The sequence below is a fragment of the Prevotella sp. C561 genome (assembly GCF_000224595.1).
Classification (GTDB): domain Bacteria; phylum Bacteroidota; class Bacteroidia; order Bacteroidales; family Bacteroidaceae; genus Prevotella; species Prevotella jejuni.
The window spans coordinates 185,645-201,629 of record NZ_JH114140.1; the positions used below are offsets into that span (position 1 = coordinate 185,645).

The 15,985-nt window shown below is 39.6% G+C and carries 17 protein-coding genes and 3 tRNA genes; 14 read left to right on the forward strand and 6 right to left on the reverse strand.

What is annotated here, in order from left to right; genetic code table 11:
* A partial coding sequence (locus tag HMPREF0666_RS17835) for a biotin synthase (RefSeq protein ID WP_083822502.1) occupies positions 1-190 on the reverse strand: 190 nt, incomplete at its 3' end.
* 1,174 nt (positions 191-1,364) lie between these two features.
* Positions 1,365-1,457, reverse strand: coding sequence for a hypothetical protein (locus HMPREF0666_RS18605; RefSeq protein WP_369750529.1), 93 nt, complete (start codon positions 1,455-1,457; stop codon positions 1,365-1,367).
* A gap of 381 nt (positions 1,458-1,838) precedes the next feature.
* Between HMPREF0666_RS18605 and HMPREF0666_RS18610 the strand changes: the two genes are divergently transcribed.
* The 12 genes from HMPREF0666_RS18610 (at position 1,839) to HMPREF0666_RS16370 (ending at position 11,660) form a co-directional block, all read left to right on the forward strand.
* A complete protein-coding gene (locus tag HMPREF0666_RS18610; RefSeq protein WP_369750530.1) occupies positions 1,839-2,492 on the forward strand; it encodes a BamA/TamA family outer membrane protein in 654 nt (217 codons plus the stop codon).
* A 120-nt stretch (positions 2,493-2,612) separates the two neighbouring features.
* Positions 2,613-3,419: an MBL fold metallo-hydrolase gene (locus HMPREF0666_RS02300; RefSeq protein ID WP_009010689.1), complete on the forward strand. Its 807-nt coding sequence runs from the start codon at positions 2,613-2,615 to the stop codon at positions 3,417-3,419.
* 196 nt (positions 3,420-3,615) lie between these two features.
* Positions 3,616-3,780 carry a rubredoxin gene (gene rd / locus HMPREF0666_RS02305; protein WP_009010690.1) on the forward strand — a complete coding sequence of 55 codons (165 nt, stop codon included), beginning with the start codon at positions 3,616-3,618 and terminating at the stop codon, positions 3,778-3,780.
* A gap of 722 nt (positions 3,781-4,502) precedes the next feature.
* Complete coding sequence (locus HMPREF0666_RS02310; protein ID WP_009010691.1) at positions 4,503-5,006, forward strand: DMP19 family protein; 504 nt, start codon at positions 4,503-4,505, stop codon at positions 5,004-5,006.
* Positions 5,006-5,485: an SsrA-binding protein SmpB gene (smpB, locus tag HMPREF0666_RS02315; protein ID WP_009010692.1), complete on the forward strand. Its 480-nt coding sequence runs from the start codon at positions 5,006-5,008 to the stop codon at positions 5,483-5,485. Before HMPREF0666_RS02310 ends, smpB begins: the two co-directional genes overlap by 1 nt.
* A 6-nt stretch (positions 5,486-5,491) precedes the next feature.
* Positions 5,492-8,239 (forward strand): methionine synthase, encoded by a 2,748-nt coding sequence (gene metH / locus HMPREF0666_RS02320; RefSeq protein ID WP_009010693.1) that lies wholly within the window; start codon positions 5,492-5,494, stop codon positions 8,237-8,239.
* A 165-nt stretch (positions 8,240-8,404) separates the two neighbouring features.
* Complete coding sequence (map, locus tag HMPREF0666_RS02325; RefSeq protein WP_004359774.1) at positions 8,405-9,265, forward strand: type I methionyl aminopeptidase; 861 nt, start codon at positions 8,405-8,407, stop codon at positions 9,263-9,265.
* 36 nt (positions 9,266-9,301) lie between these two features.
* A complete protein-coding gene (tsaD, locus tag HMPREF0666_RS02330; protein WP_009010694.1) occupies positions 9,302-10,333 on the forward strand; it encodes a tRNA (adenosine(37)-N6)-threonylcarbamoyltransferase complex transferase subunit TsaD in 1,032 nt (343 codons plus the stop codon).
* 35 nt (positions 10,334-10,368) lie between these two features.
* Positions 10,369-10,872: a CinA family protein gene (locus HMPREF0666_RS02335; RefSeq protein WP_009010695.1), complete on the forward strand. Its 504-nt coding sequence runs from the start codon at positions 10,369-10,371 to the stop codon at positions 10,870-10,872.
* Positions 10,873-10,997: 125 nt separating this feature from the next.
* Positions 10,998-11,261, forward strand: a complete 264-nt coding sequence (rpmB, locus tag HMPREF0666_RS02340) for a 50S ribosomal protein L28 (protein ID WP_009010696.1) — start codon at positions 10,998-11,000, stop codon at positions 11,259-11,261.
* 5 nt (positions 11,262-11,266) lie between these two features.
* A complete protein-coding gene (gene rpmG, locus HMPREF0666_RS02345) occupies positions 11,267-11,455 on the forward strand; it encodes a 50S ribosomal protein L33 (protein ID WP_009010697.1) in 189 nt (62 codons plus the stop codon).
* 46 nt (positions 11,456-11,501) lie between these two features.
* The gene (locus tag HMPREF0666_RS16370; RefSeq protein WP_004359785.1) at positions 11,502-11,660 is read left to right on the forward strand and encodes a DUF4295 domain-containing protein; all 159 of its coding nucleotides are present in this window, start codon (positions 11,502-11,504) and stop codon (positions 11,658-11,660) included.
* A 701-nt stretch (positions 11,661-12,361) separates the two neighbouring features.
* Here HMPREF0666_RS16370 and HMPREF0666_RS02350 read toward each other — a convergent pair.
* From HMPREF0666_RS02350 to HMPREF0666_RS02360, 3 genes are all read right to left on the reverse strand, one after another.
* Positions 12,362-12,436 (reverse strand) — tRNA-Glu (locus HMPREF0666_RS02350).
* A gap of 33 nt (positions 12,437-12,469) precedes the next feature.
* Positions 12,470-12,541: transfer RNA gene (locus tag HMPREF0666_RS02355), tRNA-Glu, on the reverse strand.
* A gap of 28 nt (positions 12,542-12,569) precedes the next feature.
* Positions 12,570-12,656: transfer RNA gene (locus HMPREF0666_RS02360), tRNA-Ser, on the reverse strand.
* Between the two features lie 367 nt (positions 12,657-13,023).
* Here HMPREF0666_RS02360 and HMPREF0666_RS17840 point away from each other — a divergent pair.
* Entirely contained in the window at positions 13,024-13,221 is a 198-nt protein-coding gene (locus HMPREF0666_RS17840; RefSeq protein WP_009010698.1) for a hypothetical protein, read from the forward strand.
* A 60-nt stretch (positions 13,222-13,281) separates the two neighbouring features.
* A complete protein-coding gene (locus HMPREF0666_RS02365; protein WP_232214044.1) occupies positions 13,282-14,403 on the forward strand; it encodes a radical SAM protein in 1,122 nt (373 codons plus the stop codon).
* Positions 14,404-14,507: 104 nt separating this feature from the next.
* Here HMPREF0666_RS02365 and HMPREF0666_RS02370 read toward each other — a convergent pair.
* Positions 14,508-15,985: IS1182 family transposase (locus tag HMPREF0666_RS02370; RefSeq protein WP_009010700.1), on the reverse strand; the 1,478-nt coding region annotated here is incomplete at its 5' end.

The following is a 15,985-nucleotide window of genomic DNA, read 5'->3' on the forward strand; positions in this document are numbered from 1 at the left end:
TTTTGTCATAAAATAAGCTGCGTTCGGCAAATCGAAAGTAAACTTTCTTTGCCCTCACTTGCATTATTTTTGCATAAAATAAGCTGCGTTCGGCAAATCGAAAGTAAACTTTCTTTGCCCTCACTTGCATTATTTTTGCATAAAATAAGCTGCGTTCGGCAAATTGAAAGTAAACTTTTTTTGCGCTCACTTATATGTGTTTTGCTGCTAAAATAATTAGGATATCAATGCTGTCTTCAAAGCTATACAGATTAATTGCACCTGTCTTTGTCGTTATGACGATATTTATTGTCGTGGCATGTTCGTCAGATAAGTTTGTTCCTGACGGACAATACTTATTGGATAAGGTTGAGTTACACTCTGATAAGAAGGATGTTAATTCGTCACTTCTTATGCAATACGTACGCCAAAAAGGTAATTCACGCTGGTTCTCTCTATTCAAGATACCATTAGGAACATACACCATGGCAGGGAAAGATACCACAAGATGGATTAATCGCACACTCCGTAAAATGGGCGAAGAACCTGTGTTGTACGACTCTGTTCAGGCTCGTCTTTCCTCTGAAGACCTGACTGTTGCGTTGCAGAACATGGGTTATATGAATGCTACTGTCGATTTGGAGAAAAAAGTAAGAGGTAAGAAACTTGTCCTTAATTACTTTCTTCATCCCAGAGAGCCATACATCATTGATCGATTTAACTATGAGATAGAGGACTCTGTCATAAGGAGAGTACTGGAGTCGCAGCTCAACTCAGATACAAAACGTCCACGACAATTTACGGTTACATCATTGGATAATGAGCGTAAAAGACTCACACACATCCTTAACGACTCTGGATACTATCGGTTTCACAAGGATTTTATCTATTACACAGCCGACTCTACGCAAGGTAGACAGCATGTGAACGTAACATTACACTTGATGAAGTATGTTGAGAATAGCAATTCTACTCCTACACTCCATCCTCGATATGTTATTAATAGTGTAAATTTCATCCCTGGAGACTCAACGGGTTTCCATCTTAGAAAGGGTATCTTAGAAGATAATACACTGATAGAGAAAGGCAAGTACTTTTCTGCCACCGATTTACAAAAGACTTATAATAACTTCTCACGATTAGGGGCTGTTCGTTACACAAATATAAACTTTAGAGAAGCACCTCGTTATGATAGTCTGAAAATAGGTAAGGCTTTCACCTATACAACCTCGTCTACACGTTATTTAGATGCTGACATCCAAGTATCAAACAACAAGCCTAACACCATATCATTCCAACCAGAGGGAACGAACACGGCTGGTGACTTAGGTGCTGCGGCTGTTCTCTCTTATCAGAATAGGAACCTCTTTAGAGGTAGCGAGCATTTAAGCCTGGAGTTTCGAGCTGCTTTTGAGGCCATCAAAGGTCTTGAAGGCTATAAGAATAGTGATTATGAAGAGTATAGCGTACAAGCACATCTGCGCTTCCCACGCTTCTTAGCACCTTTTCTCTCTAAGGAATTCAAAAGGAGAAGTAGTGCAACATCAGAGGTATCAGTGGGCTGGAACCTGCAAAACAGACCAGAGTTCCATCGGAGAGTCTTCTCTTCTGCATGGAAATACCACTGGTCTAACCCTGTACATCACTTGACATACGACTTTGATTTACTTAATCTTAGCTATGTATATATGCCTTGGATTAGTGAAACCTTTAAGCATGATTACCTCGACAATGTGACAACACGTAATGCTATCTTGCGTTATAACTATCAAGACTTGTTCATCTTAAGAACAGGATTTGGACTGAACTATAGTAGTACTAACTATGCGCTCAGAGCAAAGGTCGAGTTAGCTGGTAATATGCTGAATGCTTTAAGTGGTATCTTTAGGTTTAAGGAGAATAGCGAAGGAAAGCGAACACTCTTTAATATAGCCTATGCGCAGTATGCAAAGTTTGACTTTGATTATACAAAGGTAATTCGTTTTGACGAACGAAACGCCTTAGCCTTGCATGGAGGATTGGGTATCGCTATTCCATACGGGAATAGTACTGTCCTCCCATTCGAGAAGAGGTATTTCTCAGGTGGAGCCAATTCTGTGCGTGGATGGAGTGTGAGAGAATTAGGACCAGGAAAGTTCAGAGGTGTTGATGGTCGAATAGATTTCATTAATCAAACGGGTGACATGAAGCTTGACTTGAATGCAGAGTATCGTACACATCTGTTTTGGAAACTTGACGCAGCGGCCTTCGTAGATGCAGGAAACATCTGGACACTACGTGATTATGCTGACCAACCAGGTGGACAGTTCCTTTTTAAAGATTTTTACAAGCAAATAGCAGTAGCTTACGGACTCGGTCTTCGTCTTAACTTCGATTACTTCATCATTCGTTTTGATGGTGGTATGAAAGCGATAAATCCAGCTTATACAAGCGTGGAAGACCACTATGCGTTGTGGCATCCTAACTTAAAGCGTGACTTTACATTCCATTTTGCCGTTGGACTACCGTTTTAGTTGATTCGTAGATACATCTATGATTAATTATTCCTAAAATTAATACGCATCAAGAGGTAAGTGTATAGAATATTTTGTCTATCCGAATAGTTTTGTTACATTTGCCTAAAATAAAATAAAATGCTAAAGTTTTTATCGTTTGGCAGCGGTAGTAGTGGTAATTGCTATCTTTTGTTTACTGACACAGATTGTCTTATGATAGATTGCGGGGTCGGTATTCGCACGCTAAAGAAGCATTTCCACAATTACGGACTGCAATTAAAAATGGTTCATAATATGCTCATTACCCACGATCACGCTGACCATGTTAAGTCGGTTGGGTCGGTAAGTGGTGATTTGCAACTACCTGTATATACAACAGAAAAAGTTCATTCGGGGATTAGCCAAAACTGGTGTGTGAGGCGAAAAGTAGACGCGCAGTTCGTTAGATACTTGGAGAAAGGAGAAGAGAAACTTATTGGTGAGTTCAAGGTAACGCCATTTGAAGTCCCTCATGACAGTACAGACTGCGTCGGTTATTCAATAGAACATAATGGTATTAGGTTTACGTTGATAACAGATTGTGGTCATATAACAGAGGAGATAGCTCACTTTATTTCCATTTCTAATTACTTAGTGATCGAAGCTAATCATGAACCGGAGAAATTAATAGCTGGTCCTTATCCAAGACACTTGAAAGAGCGCATTAGTGGACCTAATGGTCATTTAAGTAATGAGGCCTGTGCACAAGCACTTGTAGAGAACGCCTCTCCTATATTACACCATGTTTGGCTGTGCCATCTGAGTGATGAAAATAATCATCCAGAGTTAGCTAAGAAGACGATTGAGACTGTTTTGCGAGACAGTGGAATAGTTGTTGGGAAGGATTTTATGGTCGAAGTCTTGAAACGAAAGATACCGAGTGAGTTGTACGAGCTCAATCCTTAAAGGGTAAATCATTATCGACTATAATCATCGTACTCGTATGTAAATCAATAGATTTCGTCTTTGTGTATAAAAGAAAAGTATTAATATGATAGCATTTTTTAACTAATTAATTATGTAATTATTCCAAAATACTTGTAACTTTGCACACGATATAATTCAAAATAACAATATTCTTAAACATTATAAACAAAGCATTATGAAGAAGTACGAATGCAATACATGTGGTTATATCTATGACCCAGAGGTTGGAGACCCAGATAGTGGCATTGAGCCAGGTACAGCATTTGAGGATATCCCAGATGATTGGGTATGCCCTCTATGTGGTGTAGGTAAGGATGATTTCAGTCCAGTTGAGGATTAATCAAACTATAATGATAGAATACAAGGCCTGCTCATTTTTATGGGTGGGCCTTTTCTGTAGCTAAAAAAAGACTCAATGGGAGGGCAGGGAAGTCTGAAAATAAGCTTGCTCCTATTTATACTTACATCTATACGACAGAACAGGAGTAGCCAATAAGTCTATCAGGAGAACTGTTGTTCTGCATGTTATTTTGTCATATCTTTTTCTTTCTTGTTTTGAGTATATGCCTAACAACGTTCGAGACAAGGCTTATCAACACTGCAGAAGACGCCCCTCTTGTATGTTGTTAACGCCCTTCAAGAACTTAATTAGGCGTCTCTGACTTTGGCATATACATAACCCACTGATGTAGTGCACTATATATTGAATGCATAGATGTTGTTGTCCACTTTATTTATAAGTAAAAACACCATCGTACATGTAAATATATTTGATAATACATACAGGTTAGTTTAATGGTTATTACGTTCATAATAAGATATAGGATAAAGCACAAGTAAAACTAAAAAACAAGCAAATATAAGCTCTGTAATCGCTTGGATATAGGCTGATAAGAAAGAAATACCGTTTCTTAAAGACTTAATCGAGAAAAAAAAGTTATCTTTGCAGAAAATAAGCTGCACTCGGCAAAATGGAAGCAAGTTACATTTAGTTGTTTGAAGACTGTCTTTCTCTGCCGATACTTGCACAGCTCTTAGATTTGTATAACAAAAGATATAACAATGATTGATGTCAAAGTAAAAGATAGCGATATACGCAAAGCCGTTGAAGAAGGAATGGACAGTTTTGTTCAGGTCTTTGTTGATGCCATTGGCAATGCAATAGATAACAAGCTGACATTGGAGACAATGCAACAATTGAATGCTGATCAGATAACACTGTTAGCATGGAGTTATCTTCATCAAGAGGTGATGGATGGCGGTTATGTCCAGTTGATATACAATGGTTATGGTGCCTTTATCTTCAAAAATCCATTTGCTGTAGCAATGCGCAACTGGGGGATTCGTGAGCTATACACACACATTCGTCACGGAAAGAAGTATTACGAAAAGTATCACGAGGCAATCGAAGCTGTTGAATCCGACGAAGATTTCATGGCTTTATATGAACAGATGCCTGAATTTGACGAGTTTGATGATGAGTTTGTGGTCAATGAAGAACGCTGGAGTGCAATGATTGCAGCCTATATCGATGACCATATTGAGAATTTTGCAACAATTGAATAATGAATAAAGAACAACAAGAGAAAAGAAAGAAATCACCTGTACAGATAAGAAACAAGAAAGCCTCTTTTGAGTATTTCTTCGTTGAGACTTACACAGCAGGTATTGTTCTTACTGGTACTGAGATAAAGTCTATACGTGCTGGTAAGGCTTCGTTGGTTGATTCTTACTGCTATATAACAAAAGGTGAAATGTGGGTTCAGGGGATGAACATATCTCCTTATTTCTATGGATCGTATGCCAATCATGAAGCAAAACGCCCCCGTAAACTCCTATTGAACCGAAAAGAAATACGTAGCCTTGAAGCAGAGTCAAAGACTCCAGGCTTCACTATCATTCCAACACTTATCTTCATTGATGAGAACGGACGAGCAAAGGTTGACATTGCACTGGCAAGAGGTAAGAAAGAATACGACAAACGACAAACACTAAAAGAGAAGGAAGACCGGCGAGAAATGGATCGGGCAAAGAAACATTATTAAAGCATAATGAAGTTAAGGGATAACATTAAAGATAGAATACTGATTTTAGACGGTGCGATGGGCACTATGATTCAAGGATATCACTTGACGGAGCAGGACTTCCGAGGTAACCTTGAACTTTTGCAGATGCTCAATTATCAGGGTAATAATGATATGTTGAACCTGTCACGCCCTGATATCATAGAGGATATTCATCGTCGTTATTTAGAGGTGGGAGCTGATATTATCAGTACTAACACCTTCTCTGCACAGCGTGTTTCGCAAGCAGATTACCACATGGAAAGCTTCTCTCGTGATATTGCCTACGCAGGAGCAAAGCTTGCACGTAAATGTGCTGATGAATATTCGACCACAGATAAACCTCGTTATGTCGCAGGTAGTATTGGTCCTACGAACAAGACTTGTTCTATGTCCCCTGATGTAAGCGACCCTGCTAAGCGTGACCTTGCGTATGATGCACTCTTTGATGCTTATAGCGAGCAGGTTGCTGCGATGATAGAAGGGGGTATTGATGCCGTGTTGATTGAGACTATCTTTGATACGCTTAATGCTAAGGTAGCGATTGATGCCTCATTGTCTGAGATGAAGAAGGCGGGTGTCGACCTACCTATTATGCTGTCAGTGACCATTACCGACCTGTCTGGAAGAACGCTTAGCGGTCAGACACTCGATGCTTTCCTTGCATCAGTATCGTCTTATCCTATCTTTTCTGTTGGTCTTAACTGTTCGTTCGGAGCCGAACAGATGCGCCCTTATTTGAAGGAGTTGGCAGCTAAAGCACCTTATTATATAAGCATTCATCCAAATGCGGGTCTGCCAAACTCGATGGGAGAATATGATGAAACACCTGAAATCATGGTACCACAGATGGCTTCCTTTGTGGATGAAGGGCTTGTGAATATCATTGGTGGCTGTTGTGGAACAACGGAAGAGTTTATTGCAGGCTACGTAAAAGTTGTTGAAGGAAAGAAACCTCATATACCTGTTGATGCGCCAAAGGAGATGATTCTCTCTGGGCTTGAGCAGTTCCGACTGACCCCAGAAATATCATTTGTGAATGTTGGTGAACGTTGTAATGTTGCTGGAAGCCGTAAGTTCCTTCGCTTAGTTAAAGAGAAGAACTACGAGGAAGCGCTGACCATTGCTCGTAAACAGGTGGATGATGGTGCGTTGGTACTGGATATCAATATGGACGATGGTCTGTTGGAGGCAAAAGATGAGATGGCTCATTTCGTCAATATGATTTCATCAGAACCAGAGATTGCTCGTGTTCCATTGATGATTGACTCATCTGATTGGGAGGTAGTTGTATCTGCTTTGAAGTGTGTACAGGGTAAAGCGATTGTCAACTCTATTTCTTTGAAAGAAGGTGAAGAGGTCTTTATTCGCCATGCAAAGGATGTACTGCGCTTCGGTGCAGCTGTTGTTGTAATGTGCTTCGATGAAGAAGGACAGGCAACAAGCTACGAGCGTCGTATCGAGATAGCTGAAAGAGCTTATAAGATTCTTACAGAGAAAGTGGGTTTTCCACCTCAGGACATTATCTTTGACCCAAATATTCTTGCTATTTGTACGGGTATGAAAGAGCATAATAGCTATGCTGTCGACTTCATCCGTGCAACGGAATGGATAAAGAAGAACCTGCCTGGTGCGCACGTTAGTGGTGGTGTAAGTAACCTTTCATTTAGTTTCCGAGGTAATAACTATATCCGTGAAGCGATGCATGCCGTATTCCTTTATCATGCCATTCAGGTGGGTATGGACTTTGGTATTGTCAATCCAGCTACCAAAGTGACATACGCCGATATACCAGAAGACCATCTGAAGATAATTGAAGACGTTGTTCTGGATAGGGTAGAGGGAGCCGACGAACTACTGATTGAACTGGCTAACAAGATTCTTGAGGAAAAAGAAGCGCAAAAGAATGGTGGTGCTACGCAGGAAGTAGAGCAAGAAGCATGGCGTAATGAAGCGTTGGAAGACAGATTAAAATATGCACTACGTAAAGGTATTTCAACCTATTTGAATGAGGATATTCATGAAGCATTGGAGAAGTATCCACACGCTGTGAACATTATTGAAGGTCCTTTGATGCAGGGTATGAACGAAGTAGGCGACTTGTTCGGTGCTGGTAAGATGTTCTTACCACAGGTTGTCAAGACTGCCCGCACCATGAAAGATGCTGTAGCTATCCTTCAACCTTATATTGAAAAGGAGAAGGTAGATGGTAAGGCTATTGCAGGAAAGGTGCTATTGGCTACTGTAAAGGGCGATGTGCACGATATCGGAAAGAATATTGTGGGCGTTGTGATGGCTTGTAACAACTATGAAGTAATTGATTTGGGCGTTATGGTGCCAGCTGATCAGATTATTAAGAAAGCCAAGGAAGAGAATGTTGACTTGATCGGATTGTCTGGTCTCATTACACCAAGTCTGCAGGAGATGGTAAACAGTGTTGTAGCATTCAAGGAAGCGGGATTGAATATTCCTGTTATGATTGGTGGTGCAACAACCTCTCAACTCCATGTAGCACTGAAGATTGCTCCACTATACGATGCTCCAGTTGTATGGGTTAAAGACGCTTCTGTCAATCCTTCCATAGCAGCAGCACTGCTTAATGACAAAGAGCGTGAACGTTTCTGCAAAGACTTAGACGCAACATACGAGAAACTTCGTGCTGGTTATAAAGAAGAACAACAAAAGGTTTTGTCCTTGAGCAAGGCAAGAGAGAACAAACTCAACCTTTTTGAATAAAGAGTTAATTGATTGATTTATATCGAGTATAAGAAAGGACTTGATTTATTTTGTTTTGTCTTTGAATTATAGTACTTTTGCAAAGACTAAGTAGGCATATAAGAAGAAAAGATAGTTTTCTTATACTTGTTTGCTTTATTATTGCAATAAGATAATATTGACGATATGCAGTTGAAAAAGAAAAGATGGCACTGTCTTCCAGGACAGGAGCCAACCGAAATGGACTTAAAGATAATGGCTCTTGAGAAGAAGGGCAAACTCGTTCCTACACGTGATATGATTAAGACACCTGAGCAGATTGAAGGTATCCGAAAGAGTGGTATAGTCAATACTGGCTGTTTGGATGCTGTCGCTGAGGCTATCCACGCAGGAATGAATACACAGGAGATTGATGATATCTGTATGCAGTATTGCAAGGACCACAATGCAATCCCTGCCTGCTTGAACTATGAGGGATATCCTAAGAGTGTATGCACAAGTATTAATGAAGTTGTGTGTCATGGTGTTCCAAAGAAAGAAGATGTTCTTCAAGAAGGTGATATTATCAATGTTGATATGACTACGATTGTAGATGGCTATTATGCAGATGCAAGTCGTATGTTCATCATTGGAAAGACAACACCAGAGAAGGAACGATTAGTTCGTGTAGCGAAGGAATGCCTTGAAATTGGTGCTGAAGCAGCTAAGCCTTATTCCTTTGTAGGTGACATCGGTCATGCTATACAGAAGCATGCCGAGAAGAATGGCTATGGTGTTGTACGTGACCTCTGTGGTCATGGTGTAGGTATCGAGTTCCATGAGCAGCCAGATGTTGTTCACTATGGACATAAAGGTACTGGTATGTTACTGGTTCCCGGTATGGTATTTACCATTGAACCAATGATTAATATGGGCACATGGAAAGTCTTTATTGATGCTGACGACCCGTATGGTTGGGAGGTTATCACAGGTGATGAGAAGCCTTCAGCTCAGTGGGAGCATACTTTCGTTATGACAGAACATGGATTAGAGATTCTGACACATTAATGTCTTTTATTCTCTTAGGAGAGAATCTAACAGAAAATGGTAAAAGAAGATATTTATATATTAGGTATAGAAAGCAGTTGTGATGACACAAGTGCTGCCGTATTGAGGAATGGTGTTATCCTTAGTAATGTAACAGCCTCACAGGAGGTACATAAAGCTTACGGAGGAGTTGTTCCTGAACTTGCTTCAAGAGCTCACCAACAGAACGTGGTTCCTGTTGTTGACCAAGCGTTGAAGCGTGCAGGTATTACTAAAGAACAACTTTCAGCCATTGCCTTTACACGTGGTCCAGGATTGATGGGTAGTCTTTTGGTTGGTGTAAACTTTGCCAAAGGTTTTGCTCGTTCATTGAATATCCCTATGATTGAAGTAAACCATTTGCAGGGTCATGTCATGGCTCACTTCATCAAGGAAAGCGATGACGACAATCACATGCCTCCATTCCCATTCATTTGTCTCTTGGTATCTGGTGGTAATTCTCAGATTGTTAAGGTGAATGCTTATAATGATATGGAAGTACTCGGTCAGACTATTGACGATGCAGCTGGTGAGGCTATTGATAAGTGTTCAAAGGTGATGGGACTCGGTTATCCTGGTGGTCCAATCATTGATAGGCTTGCACGTCAAGGTAATCCTCTGGCTTATAAGTTTGCAGAGCCTAATGTTGCAGGCTTTGATTACTCTTTCTCTGGTCTTAAGACATCATTCTTATATAATATGAGAAAATGGGTAGAGGAAGATCCGGATTTCATAGAGCATCATAAAGAAGACATTGCAGCCAGTCTTGAGCATGCGATAGTTGATATACTTATGAAAAAACTGCGCTTAGCCGTTAAAGAGACAGGCATTAAGCATGTAGCTGTTGCGGGTGGCGTATCAGCTAATAATGGTCTTCGTAATGCGTTCCATGACCATGCAGAGCGTTATGGTTGGACAATTTACATACCAAAGTTTAGCTACACGACAGACAATGCAGCAATGATTGCCAGTGTAGGTAACTTCAAGTATCAAGACAAAGACTTTACACAGATGGATATCCCAGTATTTAGTAAAGTAACTTTTGAATAATAACAAAATTAAGTCCTATAATTAAGAATAAGTTTATGGAATTTGAAAGTAAGATAATATCACGTCAAATTGGTGACATCCTTTATGCTTCTGGTTACACAATTGGAACAGCAGAAAGTTGCACAGGTGGTCGTATCAGCGAAGCAATTATGGCTATCCCAGGATCATCTAATTATTATAAAGGAGGAGTAGTTGCTTATACGGATGAAGTAAAGGAGAAACTACTTGGTGTATCTCACGAAGTACTTGAGGAAAAAAGCGCTGTATCCGAAGAGGTTGCACGTGAGATGGCATTAGGTACTATAAAAGCTATTGGAGTAGACTTTGCCATTGCATCTACAGGAGTAGCAGGTCCAGGTGGTGGCACAGCAGAACATCCGGTGGGTACTATTTGGTTGGCATACGGCAACAAAGATGAGGTAAAAACGTTTAAGTTAACAGAAGATTTCGGACGTGACATCAATCTTGCCATTGCAACAAACAAAGCAATCCGTCTATTCCTTGATTTCCTAAAAGAATTAGATATTAAGTCCGAATAAACTCGCAAAAAAGCTTAAAAGCAGTAATTATTGTAGTAAAAGTTTTGCTTATTTGAAACTTTTTTGTAATTTTGCACCCTGTTTGGAATAGGTATCAATTAACGAATCACAAAACAAAGATAGAAATGTCTAAGATTTGTCAAATCACAGGAAAGAAGGCACAGATAGGTTGTAACGTGTCTCACTCAAAGCACCGTACAAAGAGAAGCTTTGATGTTAACCTTTTCAGCAAGAAATTCTACTATGTAGAGGAGTCTTGTTGGATTCAGCTGAAGATTAGTGCTGCTGGTCTTCGTCTTATTAACAAGGTAGGTCTTGATGCAGCACTCAAGCAGGCTGTGTCTAAGGGTTATGTTGACTGGAAGGACATTAAGGTAATAGGAGACTAAATATCATGGCAAAGAAAGCTAAAGGAAACAGAGTCCAAGTTATCTTGGAATGTACCGAGATGAAGAACAGTGGTATGGCTGGTACAAGCCGTTACGTAACTACAAAGAATCGTAAGAATACTCCTGAGCGCCTTGAGCTCATGAAGTACAATCCTGTTCTGAAGAAGGTTACCCTTCACAAGGAGATTAAGTAAGCTCGCTAAAAAGAGTAGTATAGTTAATAGTTAAAATTAATAGACTATGGCAAAGAAAGCGGTCGCTACCCTCCACGAAGGTTCTACGGATGGTCGCGCATATTCAAAGGTTATCAAGATGGTAAAGAGCCCTAAGACTGGTGCTTACATCTTCGATGAGCAGATGGTCCCAAATGAGGACGTTAAAGAATTCTTTAAGAATTAATTCTATAAAGATACAATCAATAAAAGGCTATAGGTTTTCCTATAGCCTTTATTTGTTTTAGCACATTATACCAACTTTAATTCACACAACACATCCAAATTTATTTTCATAAACGCTTATAAGAAACAATAGAGTAGGAGAGTTACTTACGACAATAAATGTATATTCTAAGGGTAAATAGCTTAATCTACTGGCATGTATTTAACCATAATCAGTCATTATATAGTTTTATTACTATGATATTGTTTCCTAACATCTTTTATTTTCTTATCAGTATCTTGTCTGTCTTTGTAACTTAACATAGCACGATACGCCTGCGCTAAAAAGATAACCTATCTGCTCGATAATAAAACAAAATATGTTTAGAATCTAACGACCGATATGAGTTTAAGCAGACAAGAAAGATTTTATTATAAAGCTATTCTTAACCTCATCGTACATATACATATCTTACAAGAATATTTTTATTTTAATTTCCTGTCACTTTTAACACTTCATCTACTTCTCTGTAATCTAACAAGTTAAGCACATACAACAGATGACAGCAGTGACAGCAAATTGAAATTCACCAACTGTCTAAGCAATTCCACAAACTACATATCTACTGCCCTCCAACATCTGTTGTCTCCATCTCTATCGCCTCCACAAAATTCACCAATCATATAACACAAAAAAGTCCAGCTAATAGCTGAACTTTCGTTTGGTAGTCGATAGGGGAATCGAACCCCTATGCCAAGATTGAGAATCTTGTATCCTAACCATTAGATGAATCGACCAGAGTAAATAATTTCCATAAAGAGGATGTTTAGTAGTCGATAGGGGAATCGAACCCCTATGCCAAGATTGAGAATCTTGTATCCTAACCGTTAGATGAATCGACCAAAATACATTTGAGATTATGAGATAAAGCGGAAGGAGGGGGATTCGAACCCCCGGTACGCGAATGCGCACGGCAGTTTAGCAAACTGCTGGTTTCAGCCACTCACCCATCCTTCCAAGATGGCCTTTAACCGAATTACCAAGCATTATCTCAAATGCGAGTGCAAAGATAGTACTTTATTTTCATACCTCAAAATTTTTCGTTGTCTTTTTCTTTTATTCTATGAAAAAACACAGCAATGACTAGAATATTAATGATAGAAACAGAATATATCTCTTTTAGAAAAGAAAATGTAAGTATAGTTTAATCGAATTGAGTTTTCTTGAAAAAAGTTTGCATATATGAAATGTAATAACGACTTTTGTATAACATATTTGTTAAGAACGATAGTTTGGAATCTAAGAGCTATGTGTTAATTGGATTTACATAATTAACCGCCCTATTAAGTTAATATAGTATCTTGAAGAATAAAGAATTGATAGCATGAGGGTAAAAATGATATTACCAGCGTTGCAAGAGGCAGAAAGCCCTTATTGGCGACCAATCAAATACTCGCTTTTTCCACCTTTGGGATTAGCTACACTTGCAGCCTATTTCTCTGAAAATGACGATGTAGAGATACAAGATCAACACATTGAGAAACTAAAGTTGGATGATACTCCAGATTTGGTTTGTATTTAAGTCTACGTTACTAATGCTTATAGGGCTTACAAGATTGCTGATGAGTATAGAAGAAGAGGTGTGTATGTAGTTATGGGAGGACTTCACGTTACAAGTCTTCCTGATGAAGCTGCACAACACGCCGACACACTTATCTTAGGGCCAGGGGAAGAAGCATTCCCACGATTCATCAAAGACTTACGCGAAGGGCACCCTCAAAAACGATATGTAGCAAGTTGGAGAAGTATTGAAAACATTCCTCCTGTACGTCGTGACCTTATTAAAAGAGAGAAGTATTTTGTACCAAACTCGCTTGTTGTTTCCCGTGGCTGTCCTCATCATTGCGATTTTTGCTACAAGGATGCCTTCTATAGCGAGGGTAAATCGTTTTACACCCGAAAGGTAGACGATGCCTTAGCTGAAATTGATAGTCTACCTGGCAGACATCTCTATTTCCTTGACGATCATCTTTTAGGTAATCCTCACTTCGCATCAGAATTATTTGAAGGTATGCGCGGTATGGGTAGAGTTTTTCAGAGTGCCTCTACTGTTGCAGCAGTACTAAATGGTAATTTGATAGAAAAAGCTGCCGAGGCAGGATTACGAAGTTTGTTTTTAGGCTTCGAGACATTTTCTCCAGACAATCTTCGTTCAAGTAACAAACTACAAAACTTATCGAAAGATTATGTAGCAGCTGTTGAACGACTGCATAGTCTTGGTATAATGATAAACGGAAGTTTTGTTTTTGGACTTGACCATGATGATAAAGACGTATTTCGACGAACTGTTGATTGGGGAATTGAACATAGCATAACAACAGCAACTTTCCATGTTTTAACTCCTTATCCAGGAACTCGTCTGTTTCAACAGATGGAACGAGATGGACGGATTACATCCTATGACTGGAGTAAATATGATACCCGAACAGTTGTGTACAAAACATTGGGATTGACCGCAGAAGAGTTAAAACAAGGCTACGAGTGGGCTTATCATAACTTCTATTCATGGAGTAATATTTTTAAGGCAAGCTTTGGTCACGATAACATAAAGCAGCAATTGGCTCATCTTTTTTATATGGGAGGGTGGAAGAAGTTTGAACCTTTCTGGAACTTTATGATTCAATATGGTAACCTCAATCGTATGTTACCCGTGCTGGAGAACCTATTGGCTAATACAAATGGTCATAAAACAAAAAGTACATGATTAACAAGGATATATACTAAAAAGAGGGTGTGTCAAAATTGATACATCCTCTTTTTTTACTCTCCCTTAACCTTGTCTACCACATAATTCATTATTTACTGCAGCTATGCTGCTAATTTCATATAAAATGATTTATTGGGCTTTAAATAGCCTATATAAACTTGTATAGAGTATCTGAAGGTTACAAAAAGTACCTCCATAACGGCTTTTAGTTCCTTGAGATTGGTTTTTCTACACATTTTCCCTATGTTAAAGGCTATAGCAAAGAAGGCAAAGTCCATATTGACCTTGTCTTTTCCAAAATGCCTAAACCTCTTGTAGGCTTTATTATATTTTGTTTGTCCAAAAACAGCTTCAGGTTCTATGCACCTTCGTCCTCGATGCTTGATGCCTTCTTTCGAGGTCAGTAGTTCCCGTGCCTTTTGTTTATAGTGCTGTAGTTGATGGTTTACTTCTATAATTCTGTTCCCTCTTGCCTTAAAACATGAGCCTCTCAACGGACAACCATCACAGCGTTCTGCCTGATAACGTACGCTGTAAGTAACGAATCCGTTAGAGGTTAGGGAACGCTTCATACCTATACGCTTCATGTGCTGTCCCATAGGGCAGACGTAGAAATCCTGTTCCTTATTATAATAAAGGCTTGCGGGACTGAATGGGTTAGGTGTGTAGCGTGGGCGCTGCTCTTTATGGAAGTAGTTATACTTCACATAGGCTTCCATATTATGTACATCCATGAACAGATAGTTCTCCTCGGAGCCATACCCCGAATCGGCTACGACTGTCTTGGCATAACGATGATAGCGTGATTTGAAAGACTCCAAGAAAGAAGAAAGTGTGAGCGTGTCTGTACGGTTAGCATAGAGTGCAAAGTCGGTGATGAACTGGTTCTCAGTTGCTATCTGCAGATTATATCCAGGCTTAGTCTGTCCGTTCCGCATAGCATCCTCCTTCATGTGCATAAACGTGGCATCAGGGTCGGTCTTGCTGTAGGAGTTTCTCTCTCCCATAATCTCAAGGTGTTGGTCATACTCCTGGAGTTTATTACGTTTCTTCTCAAGCTCTTTAAGCTGTTTTTTCTTGGTTCTAACAGCCTGCTTCTCTTCTTTTGTCTTAGGCTCAGGAGCTGATTCCAAAGACTTGTTCAATTCCTTGGATATCTCATCGAGCAGAGCTGCAGTAAACTCGACACCTTCTGTCTTAGCGGCATTGTCCTGCGCTATGACATCATCAACCTGAAGCAAGAGTGTGCGTATTTGTTCCTGCAACTTGGCGCGGTTCTTTTCCACGGTTCTCTTCCAAACGAAGGTATACTTGTTGGCTTTCGATTCTATCTTTGTGCCGTCAATATATTCAACGTCAAGACTTATCAAACCTTTGGCTGCAAGTACTAATACGACTTGTGTGAAGATATTGTTGATTTCCTTTTTCACACGATTACGAAAACGATTGATGGTAATAAAATCAGGCTGCTCATATCCTGCCAGATAGATGAAATGAATGTCACGCTTGAGAAGCGACTCTATGCGACGGCAGGAATAGATATTATTCATATAGGCGTAAAGAATCACCTTGAGCATCA

Bases quoted from the DNA above. Each gene is read 5' to 3' on its own strand.
- smpB (WP_009010692.1), top strand. From the start codon at position 5,006: ATGAATAAAGAACAACAAGAGAAAAGAAAGAAATCACCTGTACAGATA.
- HMPREF0666_RS18605 (WP_369750529.1), bottom strand. From the start codon at position 1,457: ATGTGCTTGTACGCTATACTCTTCATAATCACTATTCTTATAGCCTTC.
- map (WP_004359774.1), top strand. From the start codon at position 8,405: ATGCAGTTGAAAAAGAAAAGATGGCACTGTCTTCCAGGACAGGAGCCA.
- rpmG (WP_009010697.1), top strand. From the start codon at position 11,267: ATGGCAAAGAAAGCTAAAGGAAACAGAGTCCAAGTTATCTTGGAATGT.
- HMPREF0666_RS18610 (WP_369750530.1), top strand. From the start codon at position 1,839: ATGCTGAATGCTTTAAGTGGTATCTTTAGGTTTAAGGAGAATAGCGAA.
- HMPREF0666_RS02300 (WP_009010689.1), top strand. From the start codon at position 2,613: ATGCTAAAGTTTTTATCGTTTGGCAGCGGTAGTAGTGGTAATTGCTAT.
- rpmB (WP_009010696.1), top strand. From the start codon at position 10,998: ATGTCTAAGATTTGTCAAATCACAGGAAAGAAGGCACAGATAGGTTGT.
- metH (WP_009010693.1), top strand. From the start codon at position 5,492: ATGAAGTTAAGGGATAACATTAAAGATAGAATACTGATTTTAGACGGT.
- tsaD (WP_009010694.1), top strand. From the start codon at position 9,302: ATGGTAAAAGAAGATATTTATATATTAGGTATAGAAAGCAGTTGTGAT.
- HMPREF0666_RS17840 (WP_009010698.1), top strand. From the start codon at position 13,024: ATGAGGGTAAAAATGATATTACCAGCGTTGCAAGAGGCAGAAAGCCCT.
- rd (WP_009010690.1), top strand. From the start codon at position 3,616: ATGAAGAAGTACGAATGCAATACATGTGGTTATATCTATGACCCAGAG.
- HMPREF0666_RS02310 (WP_009010691.1), top strand. From the start codon at position 4,503: ATGATTGATGTCAAAGTAAAAGATAGCGATATACGCAAAGCCGTTGAA.
- HMPREF0666_RS02335 (WP_009010695.1), top strand. From the start codon at position 10,369: ATGGAATTTGAAAGTAAGATAATATCACGTCAAATTGGTGACATCCTT.
- HMPREF0666_RS16370 (WP_004359785.1), top strand. From the start codon at position 11,502: ATGGCAAAGAAAGCGGTCGCTACCCTCCACGAAGGTTCTACGGATGGT.